20 protein-coding genes are annotated in these 18,081 nt (G+C 46.6%); 9 read left to right on the forward strand and 11 right to left on the reverse strand.

Annotated elements, in window-relative coordinates; genetic code table 11:
• Positions 1–23 precede the first annotated feature (23 nt).
• Positions 24–1,448, forward strand: a complete 1,425-nt coding sequence (gene dacB / locus ACLVWR_RS09235; RefSeq protein ID WP_413580420.1) for a D-alanyl-D-alanine carboxypeptidase/D-alanyl-D-alanine-endopeptidase — start codon at positions 24–26, stop codon at positions 1,446–1,448.
• A gap of 31 nt (positions 1,449–1,479) precedes the next feature.
• On the forward strand, positions 1,480–2,652 hold the full coding sequence (locus tag ACLVWR_RS09240; RefSeq protein WP_413580421.1) for a lytic transglycosylase domain-containing protein: 1,173 nt from the start codon (positions 1,480–1,482) through the stop codon (positions 2,650–2,652).
• Positions 2,653–2,700: 48 nt separating this feature from the next.
• On the opposite strand, the gene ACLVWR_RS09245 is transcribed toward ACLVWR_RS09240, so the two are convergent.
• Positions 2,701–3,345, reverse strand: a complete 645-nt coding sequence (locus ACLVWR_RS09245; protein WP_340598800.1) for a TetR/AcrR family transcriptional regulator — start codon at positions 3,343–3,345, stop codon at positions 2,701–2,703.
• A 234-nt stretch (positions 3,346–3,579) separates the two neighbouring features.
• Positions 3,580–4,035 carry a hypothetical protein gene (locus ACLVWR_RS09250; protein ID WP_413580422.1) on the reverse strand — a complete coding sequence of 152 codons (456 nt, stop codon included), beginning with the start codon at positions 4,033–4,035 and terminating at the stop codon, positions 3,580–3,582.
• A gap of 165 nt (positions 4,036–4,200) precedes the next feature.
• On the opposite strand from ACLVWR_RS09250, the gene ACLVWR_RS09255 reads away from it, so the two are divergent.
• On the forward strand, positions 4,201–4,827 hold the full coding sequence (locus ACLVWR_RS09255; RefSeq protein ID WP_413580423.1) for a dual specificity protein phosphatase family protein: 627 nt from the start codon (positions 4,201–4,203) through the stop codon (positions 4,825–4,827).
• Between the two features lie 18 nt (positions 4,828–4,845).
• On the opposite strand, the gene murB is transcribed toward ACLVWR_RS09255, so the two are convergent.
• The 4 genes from murB to ACLVWR_RS09275 all read right to left on the reverse strand — a co-directional run bounded on the left by murB (position 4,846) and on the right by ACLVWR_RS09275 (position 7,584).
• Entirely contained in the window at positions 4,846–5,859 is a 1,014-nt protein-coding gene (gene murB / locus ACLVWR_RS09260) for a UDP-N-acetylmuramate dehydrogenase (protein WP_413580424.1), read from the reverse strand.
• 14 nt (positions 5,860–5,873) lie between these two features.
• Positions 5,874–6,176: a PilZ domain-containing protein gene (locus ACLVWR_RS09265; RefSeq protein WP_340598805.1), complete on the reverse strand. Its 303-nt coding sequence runs from the start codon at positions 6,174–6,176 to the stop codon at positions 5,874–5,876.
• 101 nt (positions 6,177–6,277) lie between these two features.
• Positions 6,278–6,793: a dihydrofolate reductase gene (locus tag ACLVWR_RS09270; RefSeq protein ID WP_413580425.1), complete on the reverse strand. Its 516-nt coding sequence runs from the start codon at positions 6,791–6,793 to the stop codon at positions 6,278–6,280.
• Positions 6,790–7,584, reverse strand: a complete 795-nt coding sequence (locus ACLVWR_RS09275) for a thymidylate synthase (protein WP_413580426.1) — start codon at positions 7,582–7,584, stop codon at positions 6,790–6,792. Before ACLVWR_RS09275 ends, ACLVWR_RS09270 begins: the two co-directional genes overlap by 4 nt.
• Before the next feature lie 184 nt (positions 7,585–7,768).
• On the opposite strand from ACLVWR_RS09275, the gene ACLVWR_RS09280 reads away from it, so the two are divergent.
• Together ACLVWR_RS09280 and ACLVWR_RS09285 are read left to right on the forward strand one after the other, a co-directional pair.
• Positions 7,769–8,497: a hypothetical protein gene (locus ACLVWR_RS09280; protein ID WP_413580427.1), complete on the forward strand. Its 729-nt coding sequence runs from the start codon at positions 7,769–7,771 to the stop codon at positions 8,495–8,497.
• Positions 8,497–8,631 carry a hypothetical protein gene (locus ACLVWR_RS09285; RefSeq protein ID WP_413580428.1) on the forward strand — a complete coding sequence of 45 codons (135 nt, stop codon included), beginning with the start codon at positions 8,497–8,499 and terminating at the stop codon, positions 8,629–8,631. Before ACLVWR_RS09280 ends, ACLVWR_RS09285 begins: the two co-directional genes overlap by 1 nt.
• On the opposite strand, the gene ACLVWR_RS09290 is transcribed toward ACLVWR_RS09285, so the two are convergent.
• The gene (locus ACLVWR_RS09290; RefSeq protein ID WP_413580429.1) at positions 8,615–10,510 is read right to left on the reverse strand and encodes a DUF4105 domain-containing protein; all 1,896 of its coding nucleotides are present in this window, start codon (positions 10,508–10,510) and stop codon (positions 8,615–8,617) included. The two genes, ACLVWR_RS09285 and ACLVWR_RS09290, sit on opposite strands and share 17 nt — an antisense overlap.
• A gap of 65 nt (positions 10,511–10,575) precedes the next feature.
• On the reverse strand, positions 10,576–11,037 hold the full coding sequence (locus ACLVWR_RS09295; protein WP_413580430.1) for a DUF3015 family protein: 462 nt from the start codon (positions 11,035–11,037) through the stop codon (positions 10,576–10,578).
• A 312-nt stretch (positions 11,038–11,349) separates the two neighbouring features.
• Here ACLVWR_RS09295 and ACLVWR_RS09300 point away from each other — a divergent pair, with 312 nt between their 5' ends.
• Positions 11,350–12,150, forward strand: coding sequence for a porin family protein (locus ACLVWR_RS09300; RefSeq protein ID WP_413580431.1), 801 nt, complete (start codon positions 11,350–11,352; stop codon positions 12,148–12,150).
• A gap of 107 nt (positions 12,151–12,257) precedes the next feature.
• On the opposite strand, the gene hpt is transcribed toward ACLVWR_RS09300, so the two are convergent.
• The 3 genes from hpt to ACLVWR_RS09315 are packed head-to-tail and all read right to left on the reverse strand — an operon-like array spanning position 12,258 to position 14,548.
• Positions 12,258–12,788 (reverse strand): hypoxanthine phosphoribosyltransferase, encoded by a 531-nt coding sequence (hpt, locus tag ACLVWR_RS09305; RefSeq protein ID WP_413580432.1) that lies wholly within the window; start codon positions 12,786–12,788, stop codon positions 12,258–12,260.
• Between the two features lie 8 nt (positions 12,789–12,796).
• Complete coding sequence (locus ACLVWR_RS09310; RefSeq protein ID WP_413580433.1) at positions 12,797–13,588, reverse strand: uracil phosphoribosyltransferase; 792 nt, start codon at positions 13,586–13,588, stop codon at positions 12,797–12,799.
• Positions 13,589–13,633: 45 nt separating this feature from the next.
• Positions 13,634–14,548: a hypothetical protein gene (locus tag ACLVWR_RS09315; protein ID WP_413580434.1), complete on the reverse strand. Its 915-nt coding sequence runs from the start codon at positions 14,546–14,548 to the stop codon at positions 13,634–13,636.
• A 179-nt stretch (positions 14,549–14,727) separates the two neighbouring features.
• Here ACLVWR_RS09315 and rsmH point away from each other — a divergent pair, with 179 nt between their 5' ends.
• Genes rsmH through ACLVWR_RS09330 form a run of 3 tightly spaced genes read left to right on the forward strand, consistent with a single transcriptional unit; the run spans position 14,728 to position 18,061 of the window.
• The gene (rsmH, locus tag ACLVWR_RS09320) at positions 14,728–15,714 is read left to right on the forward strand and encodes a 16S rRNA (cytosine(1402)-N(4))-methyltransferase RsmH (RefSeq protein ID WP_413583495.1); all 987 of its coding nucleotides are present in this window, start codon (positions 14,728–14,730) and stop codon (positions 15,712–15,714) included.
• Positions 15,695–16,030: a histidine kinase gene (locus ACLVWR_RS09325; protein WP_413580435.1), complete on the forward strand. Its 336-nt coding sequence runs from the start codon at positions 15,695–15,697 to the stop codon at positions 16,028–16,030. Before rsmH ends, ACLVWR_RS09325 begins: the two co-directional genes overlap by 20 nt.
• Positions 16,031–18,061 carry a penicillin-binding transpeptidase domain-containing protein gene (locus ACLVWR_RS09330; RefSeq protein ID WP_413580436.1) on the forward strand — a complete coding sequence of 677 codons (2,031 nt, stop codon included), beginning with the start codon at positions 16,031–16,033 and terminating at the stop codon, positions 18,059–18,061. It begins immediately after the preceding gene.
• Positions 18,062–18,081 lie beyond the last annotated feature (20 nt).

Genomic DNA, 18,081 nt, shown 5'->3' on the forward strand with positions numbered 1-18,081 from the left:
CTAGGCATCATCAGGGAGGACGTATGCGATATTTTTTTCTAGTAACAGCATTGATGATTAGTTTTTCAGCAAATGCGAATTTGGATGCAAAGTCTGCTGAATCAGAAATGCAAAATCTGGCAAAGAAGTACAAGGTCCAGCTGTCTGATGTGGGTATTTACGCCACCACAGGTGAAGGTGACGGCCTTAAAATTCTGCTTGATAACAACGGCTCCAAGATGATGATTCCTGCCTCCATCACAAAAGTGGTGACGGGATCCGCAGTGCTGGCGACGTTTCCGCCGGGGCACAAATTCAAAACTTCCATCTGGACTACGGGTGAAATTGTCAAAGGCACATTGAAGGGCAACGTTTACCTGAAGGGCGGAGGCGATCCGTCTTTTGTTTCCGAAAACATGTGGTTCCTGGTAAATGCATTTTTGCGAAATGATATCAAGCGTGTCGAAGGTGATATCATTGTGGACGACACTCTGTTTGATAAAATGCGCTACGATGAAAGCCGCCAGAAGGCGCGCGTGGATCGCGCTTATGATGCACCAGTGGGCGCGATGTCCTTCAACTGGAATTCTGTAAATATCTTTGTGCGTCCCGGTGCCAAATCCGGGGATGATGCCCGTGTGTATGTGGATCCTGAAAATGAATACATACGCCTGGTGATGAAGGCGAAAACCACGAATGGCAACGACAACAAACTTCTTGCAGACCGCAAGGAAGACCCGAAGTTTGACGGGGATCTGTTGCACATCGGTGGCAGCATCGGAAAAAACAATAAGGAGCTGGCAATTTTCAAGAACATCACGCAGCCAGACCTTTGGTCAGGGTATAATTTCAAAAACTTTCTTTCGCAAAGAGGCGTGACAGTGACGGGCGCGGTTAAAACCGGCGAGACTCCGAAAACTGCTTCCATGGCTGCGGAAACTGACAGCAAGGCGATTGAACAAATCGTTGCGGATATGAATAAGTTTTCCAACAACTACGTCGCTGAAATGCTGACGAAAAACATGGGCACCCTGAAAAAAGATAAGGGCGTGACGTTGGCGGATGGTATGACCACTTTGCAGGAGCATATTCAGTCTTTGCAAATTCCCAAAGAGCAAATTCACATCGAAAATCCATCAGGTTTGACTCGGGAAAACAAAATGTCATCGTTTGCCATGTGGAAAGTATTGCAGCACCTGCGCAACGATTTCAGAGTGCAACCTGAGTTTCTTCAAAGTCTTCCCATTGCGGGAATAGATGGAACCCTCAAAAAAAGAATGAAGGGAACAAAGGCCGAACGCTGGGTACGTGCTAAAACGGGATACTTAAATAGTGTTGTATCTTTAGCGGGTTACGCCGGGTTGGAGGATGGAAGAGTTATTACGTTCTCCTTCATTTATAATGGCTCGACTGATGAAGCAATGGTTCGACAATATTTTGATAAATTGCTCGAAAGTTTGGTAAACTGACCATGAAGAGAACACTAAGGGGATCATTCTCGTGAAGTACTTTGTCGTCTCACTTTTAGTCACAGCACTTATGGCTCCTGCAGCAAAGGCGCAGGATCTGAGTGATATATTCCCCAATATGGTCCCGCGAGTTCTGCCTGAAACGCGCATGTGGCGTCCACCGATCTTCAAGAATCAAAGCAAGTCCCTGGGTTATAATTCAAATGCTTTTGCGACTCCGAAAGGAATGGAGAAGCAGGTGCAATTTTGGGTGGACGTGTACTCCAAGTACTCATCTGATCAGGGCATCCTTCATGATTCTGAAAACGTTGAAAAGGTTTATAAGATTGTTGATTTAAAAGGTCTGAAAACTGAACGTGAAAAACAGAAGAAAATCGATGAAGTAAAGAAAGACGTCATTGCCAAAGAAAAACTGAATAAAGAGCAGGCGGCGAATCTGCGCTATCAGTTGGGTCAGAAAGACCGCATGCAACAGGCGATTTTCTATTCCGGAAGATACATTGAAGATATGGAAAAGATTTTCCGCCAGGAACAGTTGCCGCTGGAACTGGTTCGTATGGTTTACGTGGAAAGCTCCTTTAATATCATGGCCCGCTCTAAAGTGGGTGCAAGCGGCGTTTGGCAGATCATGCCTTACACAGCAAGACCTTTCAGAATGATTTCCTCGTCGGTGGATAAGCGCAATCATCCAATGGATGCGACCCGAACGGCGGCGAAACTTTTGAAATCCAATTATAATATGCTTCAATCCTGGCCTCTGGCGGTGACGGGTTACAATCACGGACCGACAGGAGTTGCCAAGATGACCAAATCCTACAAGTCCCGCGAATTGGGGCACTTGATTGAGAACGTGGAGTCGCGAAGAAGCTTTGGATTCGCTTCCCGAAACTTCTATGCCTGCTTCCTGGCGGCTTTGGAAGTTGAAAGAAATGCGCAGAAGTACTTCGACACGGTATTGTGGTCGAAACCATTACCTGCACAGGATTTGAAATTGCCGGTCGCGATTAAGTACCGGGATCTGGTGAAGTGGTTTGATGGGGATCACGATAAAGCTCAGGTTTATAATCCGCATCTGACTTACAATGTGATCAAAAAAGGATTCAAAATTCCGTCGAAGACGGTGATTTCGGTGCCTAAGGACAAGTACAACGTAGCGTTGATTTCTTTGTCCCACAAAGGCCGATCGATCGCTTCGGACAAATAGATTCTCAGCCTTTAAAAACAAAAACCCGGTTTCTCAACCGGGTTTTTTTTATTCAGCTGTTTGAATATCAAGGTACTTCATGAACAACTTGGACATCTCACTGATGATTGTCGGGTCGTTGATGTAGTTTGGATTATCAATGGCCATGGTATTAGCCATGCCGATGAACGCGTTGACCATAATATAGGAAATCTTCTCCATGTCTTTACCTGGAATTTGCGGCAGATTGTACTTCACAGTTTCCTGGAAAAAACGGATGGATTCAGAGATATAAGAAGCGTCGGCTACGTAGTATTGAATTGTAGTCAGTTTGGCGCGCAGTTCGTACTGTCTGCGATAAGTTTCGAATGCCATTTCCAACATTGCGCGGACTCTTTGCTCCGGTGGCAGAGGGAAGATCGCACGCATTTTCTCGCTCATGATGCGTTTGTCTTCTTCCATCAGATTTTTTACCACGGCTTGAACCACAGATTCTTTGTTTCCAAAGAATTGATAAAGGGAACCAATGCTGACTCCAGCTTCTTTGGCTATCTTATCTGTAGTAATGGAGTAAAAACCTTCAGATACCAACAAACGAGAACATGCATCTAGAATTGTAGATACTGTCTGGCGAGAGCGTTCTTGAGTAGGCGCCTTAACAATGATCTTAGTTTTCTTCGCTTTTTCTTTTGCCATTTCCGTAGACTGAATCATCTGAATGATTCTCCCTTTCCTTTGGACGAGAGTCCTTAATGTGAGGACAGAATAGGTCCTGCTGGACGCGACAATCAAGTCTGGATTTTTGCATTCGTGTAATCCTTTGGACTAAGGTCTAGGAAAACTGGTCCAAAAGCCCCTTAAATTCGATTTGGGGGCGTAAAGCTTGTAATGTTTGCGACACAAAGGAGGGTGTGGGGGAATAAAAAAGGGAGCCGCAGCTCCCTTTTCTTAGTTCAACTCATTCTCGCAGAATAATTGAGCTCGGTCTGAATTTGGTGGGTAGGCCATGGATTTGGCCAGTGTTTCACATTGCTTTTTACTGATTGTGGAGCTGTACTCGCGAAGGCAATGCCACTTGGTTTCGTCTCCGGAGTCGGCATATTCCATCTGTTTGGCGATTGTTGCACAATCCTTCAGCGTTAGTTTCTTAAGATCATAAAGACAAACCAAGCGAGCTTCCTCGGCGTTGTTGGAGTATTCCATGGATTTAGCCACGGCCAAGCATTGGTTTGGAGTCAGCTCTGCCTTCTTTTTCTTCAGGCAGTTCGAGCGCCAGTTGTCTCTTTGATCCCTGGCGAGCTTGGAACCACGAGGGGGTTCGCAGATGGAAGCCGAGGCCTCCACAGTATAAATAGATACGATAGTAAGAATGGCAAAAATGATTTTCAACCAACGTGAGTTCATGGCGAGTCCCTGTTGCAAAATTAAAACCCCGTTAAACTAGCTTATATTTCATTTGAGTGGCAACAGCTTGTCTAAGAACCCGACAATCAACACATTTTGACGTTTTTATAATAGACCCTATAGTTCTGGATGACGCAGAGCAGGTGTTGGTAAGCAGAACGACTTATGAAAATCCTAATTATCGCATTATCCCTATTGGTTTTCTCGCCGGTATTTGCCAGCGACATCCTTGGCCCTAATTTTCATGAAGTTGAAAAGGGCGAGCTTTACCGTTCCGCTCAATTGGATGGCCTTGAACTAAAACGCTATATCAAAAAACATGGCATCCAAACGATCATCAATCTTCGTGGGGCGGAGCCTTTGTCTTTCTGGTGGCAGCAGGAAACGTCTGTCGCTAAGGCGATGAACGTACTTCACTACAACATCCCGATGACCGCAGAGGAAATTCCTCACCGTAAAAATCTGATTCGTCTGATCAGTCTTTTTGATATGGTACCTCGCCCGATTCTGATTCATTGCCAAGGTGGTGCGGATCGTTCCGGTGAGGCGGCTGCGATTTATCAGATGATTTATGCTGGTAAAAGTAAAGAGGAAGCTTTGAAACAGCTGACTTTCAAATATCGCCACATCGCCAAAATCAAGCCTGCAAAAAGATACTTTATCGATCAGGTTTGGAAAGGTGATGATTGGATGATCTCGAACTACGATCCCTGCAAAGCCAACTACAAGTACTATAATAAAAAGAATTCTTACTGCAAAGACGGGGACGGGGAAGAAGACAGCGAAGAGTAGTCTTCGCTTCTGTCACTGCTACCAGCGAATCGGCTCAGGTTCCAATTCCACACCAAATTGCGCCTTCACATCGGCGCAAACCTGGGTCGCGGTCGTCCAGACATCATCGGCATCAGCGCCACCATGATTTACCAGCACCAGCGCTTGTTTTTCGAACATTCCCACAGGGCCGATGCTCTTGCCCTTCCAGCCAGCTTGATCAATCAACCAGCCCGCTGCCAACTTCACCATGCCATCAGCATAAGGGAAGCTGACCAGTGTTGGATACTTCACCAATAACTGATCGCGAACCGGGACTGGAACAATCGGATTCTTAAAGAAGCTGCCCGCGTTGCCAATAACTTCCGGATTTGGCAATTTGCTGGATCTGATTTCACAGACGACTTTGGAGATGTTGCGAGGATTGACTTCCAATCCCTGGCGCTCCAGCTCTTTGCGGATGTCGCCATATTCCAAGTGCAGTTTGTTTTGTTTTGGCAAACGGAACGTAACTTCCCAGATGATGTACTTGCCAGCGCCGTCCTGCTTGAAGAAACTATCGCGGTAGGAAAAACGGCATTCTGAATTACTAAAAGTTTTAAGATCGCCGCTGCTTAAGTCTACGCAAGTAACTTCGAACAGGGTGTCCTTCACTTCAGAACCATAGGCTCCGATGTTTTGAATAGGGGCCGCGCCCACCGTACCTGGAATCAATGACAGGTTCTCAAGGCCCCAGTAACCTTGATCCAGAGTCCAATGCACAAATTCATTCCAGACTTCTCCGGCTTGGGCTTTGACGTACCAAGCTTCGTTGTCTTCGTGGATCAGCGAACGGCCTTTGTTGGCCAAGCGAATGGTCAAACCACCGACTTTGGCTGGCAGAACCAGATTGGAGCCGCCACCCAGAATGCGCCAGGTGATTTTCTTTAAAGCTTGGTCGTTAAGAAGGGTTTGTACATCGGAAATAGCATGCAACTCTGTATAGAGTTCCGCCGTGGATTTTAAACCCAAGGTATTCAGCTTGCTAAGATCAAATTGTGCCTGAAGTTGCATTAGGGGAAACTATATTAAAAAACGCCAGCCTTGGCCATCATTCTTTCCAGGATGTCGTCTTTATGGATGAAACATATGCCAAGTCCCAATCCATTACTCCAGATTACTTCCGCGGCCACATTGTAGACGCGCTTTAGGGAATTCAGTTCGACGGTGAGGTTTAGAAGGTCCCCTTTTCTTGGGACGTATTCGCCGTGGTTCACTTCGAGATAGGCGCCGGTCGCAGACAGATTACGCATTTTAGCCTCGGAGTTTCCGATATGGCCGTAGACCTCGAGCTTTGCGTTTTCTTTTGTCTTAAAGCGTTTAGCGCTCATTCTTCACCTCAACTAGAGTGCACACTCTTATTTTCGGGGCATTCTATGAAAACCCGAAGGGAAAAAGGTTGCATTCTCATTATGAGATCAAATTCTGGTCCCTACTTTTTCAGGTATGTAAGAAACGAAAAGGGAATAGGCAGTGAAACGTCTCGACGTTCAGTGAGTTTGAAAACACTTTCGTCAATTTCAGGATAATGTGTATCACCCGGAAACTCGCGGTGGATCAGAGTTAAGTACACTTTATCTGTGAGGTTCTTAACAAAAGCCTGTTTGTAAATCTCTCCACCACCGATGATGAAAACCTCTTCGCCCCATTGTGCAGTCAGGGGACGAGCATGCTCGACAGCCTCTTCCAGACTGGAAACGAAGACAACCGGACTTTTTTCAGTTAAGGGGAATGTGTACTTGGACGGATCTCGCGTCACCACGATGTGGTAGCGATTCGGCAACGCTTTGCCATTGAAAGAATCAAAAGTCTTGCGACCCATGATCATGATGTGACCCTTGGTGGTGTCTCTGAAAAATTTCATGTCTTCAGGAAGCTCCCACGGGAGTCCGCCCTGAGTTCCAATAATTCGATTTTCAGAGCACGCCGCAATCTGGGTCAAAATCATACTGCCACCGGAGCTTTGATTGCAGGGTGCGGATCGTAGCCCACGATTTCGATGTCATCGTAAGTGAAATCAAAAAGATTTTTTACCGCCGGATTCAATTTCAACTGCGGCAGGGGTCTTTCGTCACGAGCCAGTTGTGTTTGAACTTGCTCGATGTGGTTCGAGTAAATGTGCGCGTCACCCAAAGTGTGAACAAAGTCACCAACCTCAAGGTTGCAAACTTGCGCGATCATATGAACCAGCAACGCATAGCTTGCGATGTTGAACGGGACGCCTAAGAAAATATCAGCACTTCGTTGATATAGTTGGCAGGAAAGTTTTCCGTTCGCCACGTAAAACTGAAAGAACGCATGACATGGTGGCAAAGCCATCTTTTCAACGTCGCCAGGATTAAATGCAATAACCAACAAACGGCGTGAATCTGGATTCTTTTTGATTTGCTCAACCACGTTCGTGATTTGATCAATCGTGCGACCGTCAGCAGTTTCCCAGGATCTCCATTGTTTTCCATAAACGGGACCCAGGTTGCCATTTTCGTCAGCCCATTCATCCCAGATCGTGACTTTGTTGTCTTTAAGATACTGAATGTTTGTTTCGCCTTTCAAGAACCACAAAAGTTCATGAAAGATCGAGCGCGTGTGCAGTTTCTTGGTCGTCAAAAGAGGAAAGCCTTCTTGAAGATTGAAGCGCATCTGATAACCAAAAGTGGAAATAGTTCCCGTACCAGTACGGTCTTCCTTTTTGGTTCCATTCTCTAAAACAAATTTCATTAGATCGTGATACTGCTGCATACAAGGCTCCGTTCGCTGAACTCAGTGTAACTTGGTGGTGCTTTTCCGGTCTATGTCGAGTGCTGTGCGCCAATTAACGCCGTTGTTTAAAATTTGTACACAGCACCATAAACGTAGCCCCCCTAGGTTCGAGTACGAACGGGTATGGGAGTTGTAGGTATCTAGGGTGGGAAAGGAGCCGTTTATGGAACGCAACCACGGACCTATAGTATTTATGATCGTTATCGCCATAGTGGGCGGTTTGATTTATGTTGCCGAAAAGACCAAGGCTCCGGCCATGGTACCTTCAGAGCCATTGTCTGGTGCAATTCTAATTGCGCAACAAAACAGCAAAATTCCTTTTTCTGAATCCCTGAAGTCTGCGATGCCAAAGCTTAAAAAAGCGAAGCAGGATTCAGGTTTCGATATGAATCAGATTCTGATCGATCAAGTCGTTCAACGTCTTTCCGAGCGTCGCAACGACTGGGCCTTGTTTGAAAAACAAGTTCGATCTCAAGTAGCAAGTCTTTCCTATAACGATTTGATGTCTTTGGCGGCTAAGGCCCTGAATTCCGAAGCAGAAATCCGTGAGCGCGACGTTGCCGTATATCTTCTAAGTTTGGCAGGTATGCCCGCGCACAATGCTCTTTTTGAAGTGGTGAAAGCTCCAATGGCTGCAACTCACGCACGAGGCAAGTCGTTGCATCAAACTCAAGAAGACTCTTTGAGGATGCGTGCCTTGGTGGCTTTGGATCAGTTGGCGGTGGTGAATCCGAGCCAACTTTACAAGACGATGAACCTGGTTCGCAAGTCGAAGGCTGGTTCACAAGTAAAAGCAAATGCAATGGCAAGTCTTATGGGTATCTCCAAAGGCAAGCCGGGCAAATTGGCGTTTAAATTAAATCAAACTGTGGCATCTGCGGAGGCGCAATAATGGAAACTATGAAGGGTAAAATCATTCTTTTGTCAGCGTATGTGGTCACTTGCATGGCGCTGGGCTATTACCACGCAAAAGTGAATGCCACGATGAAAAGCACGGCGACAGTTGCCGTTAGTAATAAAAATTAATCTCGGCCTTATATTCTTCATCGTTCTTCGTCCCCAAGCGAAGACCGATATCCTTGCCTAAGTTAATCTGCGCACCCGCAAACAGATCACGGTATTCATCAAGACTGCCGTGATTGTCATAGCGATACCAGGCCTCGCCCAAAAGACTGAAGCTATCTTTTAAATTATAGCGAATCAAGACGGCAGGTCCTGCACCCATGCGAAATTTATCATTCACAAAATGTTCGTCATGGGCAAGGCCGACGCGCATCCAAGCGCTGGCGATGAAGCTTTGGAATAGCTCCTTGGAAATGCCAATGCCACCTTGAAGAGACAAGGGTAGGCAGTCATATGCGCATTCTGTTTGATAATCACGATCCCAGCCGACTTTAAGGCGCCAGGAAGGCAAGTGACTGAATATTTCCCAATTGGACAGGGATACAATTTCGATCAAGCCAATCTTTTCAAACTGCACGCGACCCGCTTCGGGGTTGTAGCTGAAATCAGTTTGAATCATCTGCATTTCGGAATAAGCAGGATAGCCACGTACGGGATCCAGTAAATCATGTAAAGCGAAGCGATGCCCCATGGTCATTAGATCCTGCTGATTGCGGTGCAGGTAGCCACCCTTGGTGCGGAAGGAGCCGTGAGCCCGATGGGGAGCATCCAGCTCGGGCACGGGGACGGTGAGTTCCGGAGAAACCCGATTCACTTCAGCACGTGCGATAAGAATTTCTTTTTTTAGTTTAAACTGACCTTTTTGATTAAGGACTTCATTGGCATAGTGAAAATCGACATAGTCGATCGCCGTGTCCAATAGCTCCTGACGTTCTTTTTCGTCGCTGGCACTAAGCAGGACATCGACTTTTTCAGTCTGAATAAATTGAGCGAATTTGGATTTGGCAGGGGCATCCAAAGTATTCAAGCGTGCTTCAAAAGTTGCTCGACCCGAGGGACGATAGTTGGTTTTTTGAACCAGGCCTGGAGATGAATAAACCAGGATCATGGTATCTCCTGGCATTACGGCCCTTTTGGTTTTTTCAATCAACTTCAATGATGGTCTGACCGCGTCCAGAGCCGCAATAATTCTGTAGGAGCAGTTTTCGGTAAAATACCAATAGTCAAAATGGGCTTGTTGAAGTTCGTAGATGTGGGCCACCAGCAGATCGACTTCATCCTGGGAAAGATTCAGATCGTACTCCCACAGATCACGGCTCTCGAAATTATTGTATTCGCGAACTTTGAAATAGTAGGGAAGGACTTCAAATCGGCCGGTGAACATTCCCAAGAGTCCCATGATGGCGTAACTGGAGGGAGTTGCCCCCTCGGGGATTCCGGAAAAGCCCACGCCAAAATCGATCAGTTCATATTTCTTTTCATTCAAAGAAGAGCTGCCACGATTCAGACGTAAAAAAGAGTGTCCATAGGCTGAGGCCGGATTGTTCATGTAGTAAGAGGAAAAAACATAAGTCGCGGAGTGTGCATCCAATATGCTGCGAAAATTTTCAAATCTCTGGCAGGAAACCTGAGGCCATGAAACCCCCGGCAATTTGCGGGTGAGATACAGAAATCTTCCCGGGAAAAGGCATTGTGCTCGCTCCTGCAGGTTTCCTTCAGGGGATTTGCGAGTGACGGCAGGATCAAAGATGGCCCGAATGGTGGCTTCGAGCTCCATGCGGGGAGAGCGTTTGCCTTCCTCTGCAAAAAAGAACAAAGGAGAATCCGCCTGGCTTTGTTTGGTAAACCAATCATCGCGGCGGTAATTCAAAAGGTTCAGCCACTGAGGATCCTGGTCAAGATTAAGCTTCAGTGCTTCTTGCACAACGGAGTCAGGCAAGCTTTGTGCTGCTTGCAACGGAAGGTAGAAAAAAAGAGCGAACAAAAGACTTAATAATTTCATAAAATAAAAGAGGGACCGTGAGGCCCCTCTCATATTTACCTTAAGCTATGCAGCTTAGCAAAAAATTAACCTTTAACAGAGCAAACTTTTTGCGCAGTTTCCATAACGCGCTCAGTGGATTGCTCGCCAGTGTAGATTGTTTTGTAGTTGTTTTTCAAAGTTACGCCCAAAACGTCAGAGTTGCAGTTCATCATTTTGGAAAGAGTCATCAAAGTCTCACCTTGGCCACGAACGATATCGTTTTCAAGAGCAACAGCGTTGTTGTCGATGAAAGCTTTGGTTTCATTTGCTGCGAATACAGAAGGACCGCAGTTGGAAGTACCAGTGGACATACCGAAAGTTTGTACGCCTGTACCGTTCAAAGTTGAAGCGAAGATTTGGATTGGACCTGATTTGTTACCAAACGCCAAAGCGCCCAAACCGCAACCCGCAGTTCCGTAAGAACCGTTCGAAAGATCGCTTTTAGAGAATGCAAAAGCTGAAGAAGTAGAAGCCAATACGATTGCTGCAAGAATAATTTTTTTCATGTGGAATCCTTCTGTGATGTTAAACACTGATGAAAAGTCTGAACTCGATTCTGCCAATGGGCAAATAAAATTCTATCTATATAGCCAAATGCAAATTGTCTCTACAGAAGTCGTGACGGATGGCATTGATTTCCTTGGTGTTTGCGAATTAACACCTGAAAACAATATTTGTCTTCCTCGTTTGGGGAGGTCGTGGAGGCTGACTCAGTTTGAGAAAACACCGTCGTAGTCAGTTTAATTGAATTTCAAACCTCATACTTTTACGGGGCTTGGTCTGGTCGTTGCATTATAGACCTGCATCAAGGAGTTTTTATGAGCAAGGCGAGTTTTATTATTGCGGCTTTGATTTTGGGTTTCACAATGTCTGCGCAGGCTCAGTCCTCAAAGGCACGAACAAAATTCAGACCTCAATATGCTGCTGGCGAATTGCAAGCCGCGAGCGAAATGAGTAGCGTTCAAACAATGTCGCAACGTCAGGAAGTCCTTGCCACTCAAACGATTCCAAATCCAATGGTGACCTTGGAACCCACAATCGGTTATGTCAGCTCCACTTTCGCTGGTATTGAAGGCATTAACGGATCCAGCGTGGACTCTGTATCGCGCATGCAAGGCGGAGCCGGTGTGCTGGTCGGTCGCGGTATGTGGCAATTTGAATCAGGTTTGTTGTATTCTCAGCGTGGAGGCAAGCTAAGTATCAATGCCAATGATGTTGTGAAGGCTGATATTGATATCACTCTGACTTATATTGATGTACCTGTGATGGCGCGTTTTTCGTGGCCACACTCTTCCAAATCCCATTTCTTTGCACGCGGTGGTGCTGTAGTCGGTTTCCTGACTGAAGCAGACACTGAGGTAACGGCAACATTAAACTTTATGGGGGCAACGACTTCAGGCACGGGTTCCAAGGATATGAAAGACAGCTTTAACTCAACCGATGTTCGCTTGGCATTGGGTATGGGGTATGACTGGAAGTTCGCTCGTAAGATGGGCTTGGTCGTTCAAGCTGATTTTCAGGAAAGCCTTAGCAAAGTAAATAAAGAAGAAGTTTTGCCAGGCAAGGACATGTTCAATATGGGCCTGATCCTAAGCGCCGGGTTGTCTGTTAAAATGTAAAAGGTACGGACACACTTTCTCCAGTAGTTTCAAATAAAAAACCACAGCTAAGTAGCTGTGGTTTTTTATTTTGCCCCGAAGAGCTGGAGAAAGTGTGTCTGTACCTTCTACTGGAAGTTTTGAACTTGCGCGATGTATGGAAGGTTGCGGTAGTAGCCTTGGTAATCCAAGCCGTAGCCAACAACGAAATCGTTCGGGATTTTGAAGCCCACGTGGTCCACTTCGCATTTCACTTTCAAAGCTTCTGGCTTTTCAAGCAAGGCGATTGTCGTCAACGATTTTGGTTTGCGCGACATGATGGAGTTTTTCAAGTAGTTCATTGTCAGGCCCGTGTCCACGATGTCTTCAACCAGGATCACGTGTTGGTTTTCAATCGGGGATGCAAGATCCAAAGTCACTTTCACTTCGCCAGAAGAGGAAGTGCCACCGTGGTAAGAAGCCACGCCGAAGAATTCGCAAGTGATGTCAGCGTTGATCGCTCTGATAAGATCAGAGTAGAACATGAAGGAACCCTTCAAAACGCAGATCGCGATCACTTTTTCGTTTTTGAATTGTTTGGATAGAGTTTCACCCAGCTCTTTAACTTTGAGTTGGATTTTTTCTTCAGAGATATAAGGTTTCAAAGTTAAATTCGTCATGGGGACTCCTAAACAAATGAATTATTCATGATCTCGCCGAAACCGCCGCCGCCGGGAACGATATATTGTTGATCGTTCAGGCCGCGCTCTTGATCCCAGAATTGACCCGGCTTTGCATCTAAAACTGCCTGAGGGGACAGCCCACGGTCAAGTCTTAAGGCATAGATTACGACCTCGGGATGTGATCCTAACAAATTCTTCAAATACTCCGGAGTCACAATCAGGTTCAATGCGATAAATTTTTTAGCTGGTCCTGGGATGTGCTGCTTATAGTGGTTGATGGCGTGAACCATCGTATTACCAGTGGCCCCCATCGGGTCTGGCAAAATCACGAAGGCATCTTTAACGTCGCCCCCGATTTTCATGCCTCCGAACTCAGCCCCAGTGACATGGTGTTTGCTGTCTGTCATACGTGCTGAAAAGATGTGATCCTGACGAACGTTGATAGCTGGAAGGGCGAAATGCAGGAAGTTGTAGCAAATATGACTTGGATACGTTCCGGCGCGTGCCAGGTTCACGCTGACTGCCTTTTGGGATTGGGCGATGCGATTGCTGTGCAAAAGCTGGTCTGGGTGGTGCTCGGTCATACGGGTGGGTTGAGTGAAGTTTTCACGCTCAAACTCATTGTTGACGGTGATTGAAATCAAATGCGTATACAAAACTTCCACGATGCGGTTGATTTCAGGCTGAAAGCAGTCAGGAGAGCAGGCCTTTGCCAGCAAACCATTCAAAAATGGACTGTCGATCAGATGAACGCGGGGGCCATATGCGTGTTCTAGTTCTTGCTGAAACTGAGCCATGGTGGACCTTTCACGCGAACTCGGGTGGAAGGCCTTCGGGAATGACTATTTGCTGTCGTATTCGACGAAGATCACGAATTCGCTTTCGCCTGCTCTAAATTGAGGAGAGCGCAGAATTTTGTATACATCAAGCGCTGTCAGTTCGTCATCATTTTCAAGATTTGACTGAGTGGGCATAACACCGGCCATTAAGAACCCGTTTTCGCCGCCAATCTCAAATATAGCGGGGAAGGACTTTCTTTGGATTTCAAAACCACCACTTGTGGCCGGTTCGCGCCAGGTTCTTTGGATCTCAAGGTTTCCACGCAGACTGTTACCGTCCACCTCAGACAGCTCGATGAACGTTGTCAATCCAATCTCAACTCCAGGAGTCGAGCGATTCTTGATGCCGTATGTCCATTGCAGGGATTTGCCAACTTCAACGGGGCGTTCTTCTTTGTGTAAAACTTTGATGCCCGCCATCTGCATGCGCTTTTCCATGCCAGGGATGATGCCGGCTGAATAGTCCGTGAAAGTCATGAATTGGCCAGTGTTGCGTGCAGATTCAATCAGGCGGTTTAAGGACTGGCGACTCACTTCAGTATAGAACACGGTCACATGAGGGCCGCTGCCCGCGGGTGCTGCGTTGTCGGCAGAAAGTCCTTTTGCTGCTGCCAGCATTTTTCCAACATCCGCGTCTGCGCCGGTGCCAGCTGATCCAGCGGGAACTTCCGTTGCACTGCCTGCCACTGCCAATTCCATTTCGGGTGGAGGAGGTGGAGGGGGGGGGAAACTGTTGGAAGCGTTAACACGTACAACAGGGCGGGAAGTGCTGGCGACTTCCGCTTGATTGCTTTGTTTATTTTTATAGATGTAAAAACCACCACCTGCGACCACTGTCACTAAAAGTGCGACATGCAGAGCGGGATTTTTAAAAAAGGTTTGCCACCATGGTTGAGCCTGCGGTTTAAAGCTTTCCATATCGACGCCACATTGAGCGCAATATTTATCTTGAGGTTGTTGGAAGCCACAACGTGGGCACGTTACCATCATCGCAAATAAATCCTGTTAATATTCGAAAAAGCCTTGTAAACAGGCTAATTCAAAGCTTCTTGACGGTCCATCGAATTGTTCATACCTTGAAATTCTAGGAAGTAATGATGAAGAAATATAAGCCCGGCACTGGTGAAAAAATCGAACGCACAGAGGAATTTATCCCGCCAAAGGTCGAGCTTCCTGTGGAGTTTTCTCCTGAACATTACCCGGTGATGTTGCAGGAAGTGCTTGCTGCTTTTTATCCCTACAGAGAGAAAAGTGATGCGACATACTTCGACGGAACTTTCGGTCGCGGTGGTCATTACATGGCAGTGAAATACACTGTTCCCTCGATGAAAGCCACGGTCATGGACCAAGATCTGGCTGCAGTGAAATATGCCAACGAGCGTTTCAAGACTGAAGTCGAGAACGGCGCACTTCGCATAATCCATGGAAATTTCTCGCAGTTTTCAGATCATAATCTGAAAAACTTTGATATGATGCTCTTAGATCTAGGTGTGAGCTCACCGCAGTTAGACCAGGCCGAACGAGGCTTTAGTTTTTACCACGATGGTCCACTAGATATGCGAATGAATCAGCAGCAAGGTTTGACGGCTGAGGTGCTTGTGAATACGGCAACAGAGGATGAACTCATTCGAATCTTCAAAGAGTACGGCGAAGTTTATCGGCCGTCTCGTGTTGTCCGCGCGATCGTCAATGATCGCAAAACAAAAGCATTTCAAACAACGGCAAGTCTTGCAGGCTTGATTGAACGTGTGGATGGATGGCAGGTGAAAGGCCATCATCCGGCGACAAAATACTTCATGGCATTGCGTTTGGCAGTGAACTCGGAGTTGGAAGTTGTCGCAGAAACCATCCCCGCGATGATCCAGGCATTGAAGCCGGGTGGTCGTTTGGCTGTTATCACGTTTCATTCGCTTGAAGATCGAATTGTTAAAAATATCTTCCGTGATTCAGAGGAATTTGGAAGGTCTGTTTATAAGAAAGTTGTAGTTCCATCTCAGGAAGAGTTGGATTTGAACACTCGCTCGCGCTCTGCGAAGTTGAGGGTTTTCGAGAGGAGTGCTCAGGATGAGCAAGGAAAACTTTAGGCAGTTAAAACCGTTTTTCAGTATCCTATTGGTTATCTTTACGTTGTTTTCCATCGTCTTCCTGCAAATGGAAGAGCGCCGCATGGGTTATGTTGTTTTAAAGCTGACCCGCGAACATAAAAAAGTTCAGGAAGAAAAGCGCACCAAGGAAATCTCCCTGGCGAAAATCACACGTCCTCAATTGCTGGATCATATGGCTCAGCAAAAATTCACTCTTAAAAAAATCCAGGCGAATCAGATCATTCACCTGACGGATGTTGAGGATATTCCTGTTGCCAAAACGGCTGACAAGAAAATTGCACAAAAGGACCTGTAGTTGAAATCACGTATTGTTTTTATCTTTGTTGGCATCCTTTTCCTATGGTCTGCATTGGCAATGCGTGCGGCGTATTTGCAGTTTTTGCCAAACGATCGCTTGAACTCCCTTCAGAACAGACAATTTCAAACCAAGGTGACTTTGCCCGCACGTCGCGGAGCGATTGTCGATCGCAACGGTCGCGATCTTGCGATGTCTGCGACGGCTTACTCTTTGTATGCTGATCCCAAGATCATCGAGAATCGCAAGGCAGCAGCAAAAAAACTTTCAAAGGCTTTAGGGCAGTCCTACGAATCTGTTTACGCAAAAATCAAAGACGGCAACAAACGCTTTGTCTGGATTCAGCGCATGCTTGAACAAGGCAAAGCAGATGAAATCAAGTCCTGGGAGATTCGCGGTCTGTCTTTTGTTGAAGAATGGCGTCGCGTTTATCCGAATGAAACTTTGCTGGCGCAGACCCTGGGTTTCATGGGCAGCGAAGGTCAGGGCTTGGAAGGTCTTGAGTTGGGTTACGATCAGCATCTTCGTGGCAATCAAAAGAAAGTCATGGTTAAAAGGGATGCTCGTGGTCGTCCGTTGATCAACGATGGTTTGATGTTTATCGAAAATCCTGAAGGTAATGAATTGCGTCTGACAGTCGATTCAGATCTTCAATATACGTTGGAATCGGAATTGGCCAATGCGGTTCAGGAATTTGATGCGGATCATGCGGTGGGTGTGGTTCTGGATGCCAAAACCTCTGCGGTGCTGGCTTTGGCGTCAGCGCCAACGTTCGATTTGAACAAAGCTCTGAAGTCTTCGGCAGAACACCGTCGTAATAAGTCAGTCACGGATGCTTTTGAGCCGGGATCTACGATGAAAACATTGGTGATTGCAGCAGCTCTGCGTGAAGGTGTGTTACAGCCTAATACAAAGTTCTTCTGTGAAAATGGCGCATACCGGGTGGGCAACAAAGTGATCAAAGAAGCTGAAGCTCATGAGAAGTTCGGTGACATCACGGCGACCGAGATTCTTGCGGTATCTTCAAATATCGGTACGACCAAAATCGGCTTCAAATTGGGTGCTGATAAACTTCGTCAGGGTCTTTTGGATTTTGGATTTGGTCAGCGTTTAGGGGTGGATCTTCCGGGTGAATCGCGAGGCATCGTGCAGGCACTTCCATGGAAGCCGTTGGCGTTGTCCAATATTTCATTTGGTCATGGTATTTCCTCGACACCGATTCAGCTGGCAAATGCCTATGCAGCCATTGCGAATGGTGGCGTATTGAACACTCCATATATCGTTCAAGGTGTTCGCGATTCTGAAACCGGTGAATTTACTGAAACCAAAGTGAAGCCGATTCGTCGTGTGTTGACGCCAGAGCAGGCAGCGCAAATGCGTGCAATGCTTTTGGGTGTGACGACGTTGAAGAATGGTTCCGGTAAGAATGCCCGAGTGGAAGGATTTATGGTCGCAGGTAAAACAGGCACTGCGCAAAAAGTGGATCCGAATGGTCGCGGTTATCTTAAAGGCGCTTACGTTTCAAGTTTTGCAGGATTCATTCCGGCGAACGATCCTAAGTTTGTGATTTATATCGCAGTGGATTCGCCTCGTAAGTCCTATTATGGAGCCAAAGTTGCGGCGCCGGTCTTTTCCAGAATCGCATCCTACGCGGTTCGCAAGGAAGGTATCGCACCTTTGCATGGCACTATGGCAGAGACGAATGTTAAGAACCTGAATTCAATCAAAACGGCGATCAATCAAAAAGCAGCGTTGGATAAAATCGCCCGCGAGATCGCCACGGAAACACCTGTGAAACCAGCGGAGCCGCAAATTATCACGGCGGCTCAGTTGGATAAGGCAGCGGAAGTAAAACCTGGAGAGGTTGTTCCGAATTTGATGAAGTTGACGACGCGTGAGGTTCTGCGCGAAGTTAGTGGGCAGAATATCAAGGTCAAGTTCCTGGGGAATGGCAGCATGGTTTCTGAGATGATTCCGGCAGCAGGTTCCACTCTTCCGGAAGATGGAAATATCACAGTGATTCTGAAATAAAAAAAAGGCACCTGACAGGT

The organism is Bdellovibrio sp. HCB288, assembly GCF_047305935.1.
Taxonomy (GTDB): Bacteria; Bdellovibrionota; Bdellovibrionia; order Bdellovibrionales; family Bdellovibrionaceae; genus Bdellovibrio.

Bases quoted from the DNA above. Each gene is read 5' to 3' on its own strand.
- rsmH (WP_413583495.1), top strand. From the start codon at position 14,728: ATGAAGAAATATAAGCCCGGCACTGGTGAAAAAATCGAACGCACAGAG.
- ACLVWR_RS09270 (WP_413580425.1), bottom strand. From the start codon at position 6,793: ATGATTTTGACCCAGATTGCGGCGTGCTCTGAAAATCGAATTATTGGA.
- ACLVWR_RS09290 (WP_413580429.1), bottom strand. From the start codon at position 10,510: ATGAAATTATTAAGTCTTTTGTTCGCTCTTTTTTTCTACCTTCCGTTG.
- murB (WP_413580424.1), bottom strand. From the start codon at position 5,859: ATGCAACTTCAGGCACAATTTGATCTTAGCAAGCTGAATACCTTGGGT.
- ACLVWR_RS09300 (WP_413580431.1), top strand. From the start codon at position 11,350: ATGAGCAAGGCGAGTTTTATTATTGCGGCTTTGATTTTGGGTTTCACA.
- hpt (WP_413580432.1), bottom strand. From the start codon at position 12,788: ATGACGAATTTAACTTTGAAACCTTATATCTCTGAAGAAAAAATCCAA.
- ACLVWR_RS09315 (WP_413580434.1), bottom strand. From the start codon at position 14,548: ATGGAAAGCTTTAAACCGCAGGCTCAACCATGGTGGCAAACCTTTTTT.
- ACLVWR_RS09265 (WP_340598805.1), bottom strand. From the start codon at position 6,176: ATGAGCGCTAAACGCTTTAAGACAAAAGAAAACGCAAAGCTCGAGGTC.
- ACLVWR_RS09280 (WP_413580427.1), top strand. From the start codon at position 7,769: ATGGAACGCAACCACGGACCTATAGTATTTATGATCGTTATCGCCATA.
- dacB (WP_413580420.1), top strand. From the start codon at position 24: ATGCGATATTTTTTTCTAGTAACAGCATTGATGATTAGTTTTTCAGCA.
- ACLVWR_RS09295 (WP_413580430.1), bottom strand. From the start codon at position 11,037: ATGAAAAAAATTATTCTTGCAGCAATCGTATTGGCTTCTACTTCTTCA.
- ACLVWR_RS09255 (WP_413580423.1), top strand. From the start codon at position 4,201: ATGAAAATCCTAATTATCGCATTATCCCTATTGGTTTTCTCGCCGGTA.
- ACLVWR_RS09250 (WP_413580422.1), bottom strand. From the start codon at position 4,035: ATGAACTCACGTTGGTTGAAAATCATTTTTGCCATTCTTACTATCGTA.
- ACLVWR_RS09310 (WP_413580433.1), bottom strand. From the start codon at position 13,588: ATGGCTCAGTTTCAGCAAGAACTAGAACACGCATATGGCCCCCGCGTT.
- ACLVWR_RS09245 (WP_340598800.1), bottom strand. From the start codon at position 3,345: ATGATTCAGTCTACGGAAATGGCAAAAGAAAAAGCGAAGAAAACTAAG.
- ACLVWR_RS09285 (WP_413580428.1), top strand. From the start codon at position 8,497: ATGGAAACTATGAAGGGTAAAATCATTCTTTTGTCAGCGTATGTGGTC.
- ACLVWR_RS09325 (WP_413580435.1), top strand. From the start codon at position 15,695: ATGAGCAAGGAAAACTTTAGGCAGTTAAAACCGTTTTTCAGTATCCTA.
- ACLVWR_RS09275 (WP_413580426.1), bottom strand. From the start codon at position 7,584: ATGCAGCAGTATCACGATCTAATGAAATTTGTTTTAGAGAATGGAACC.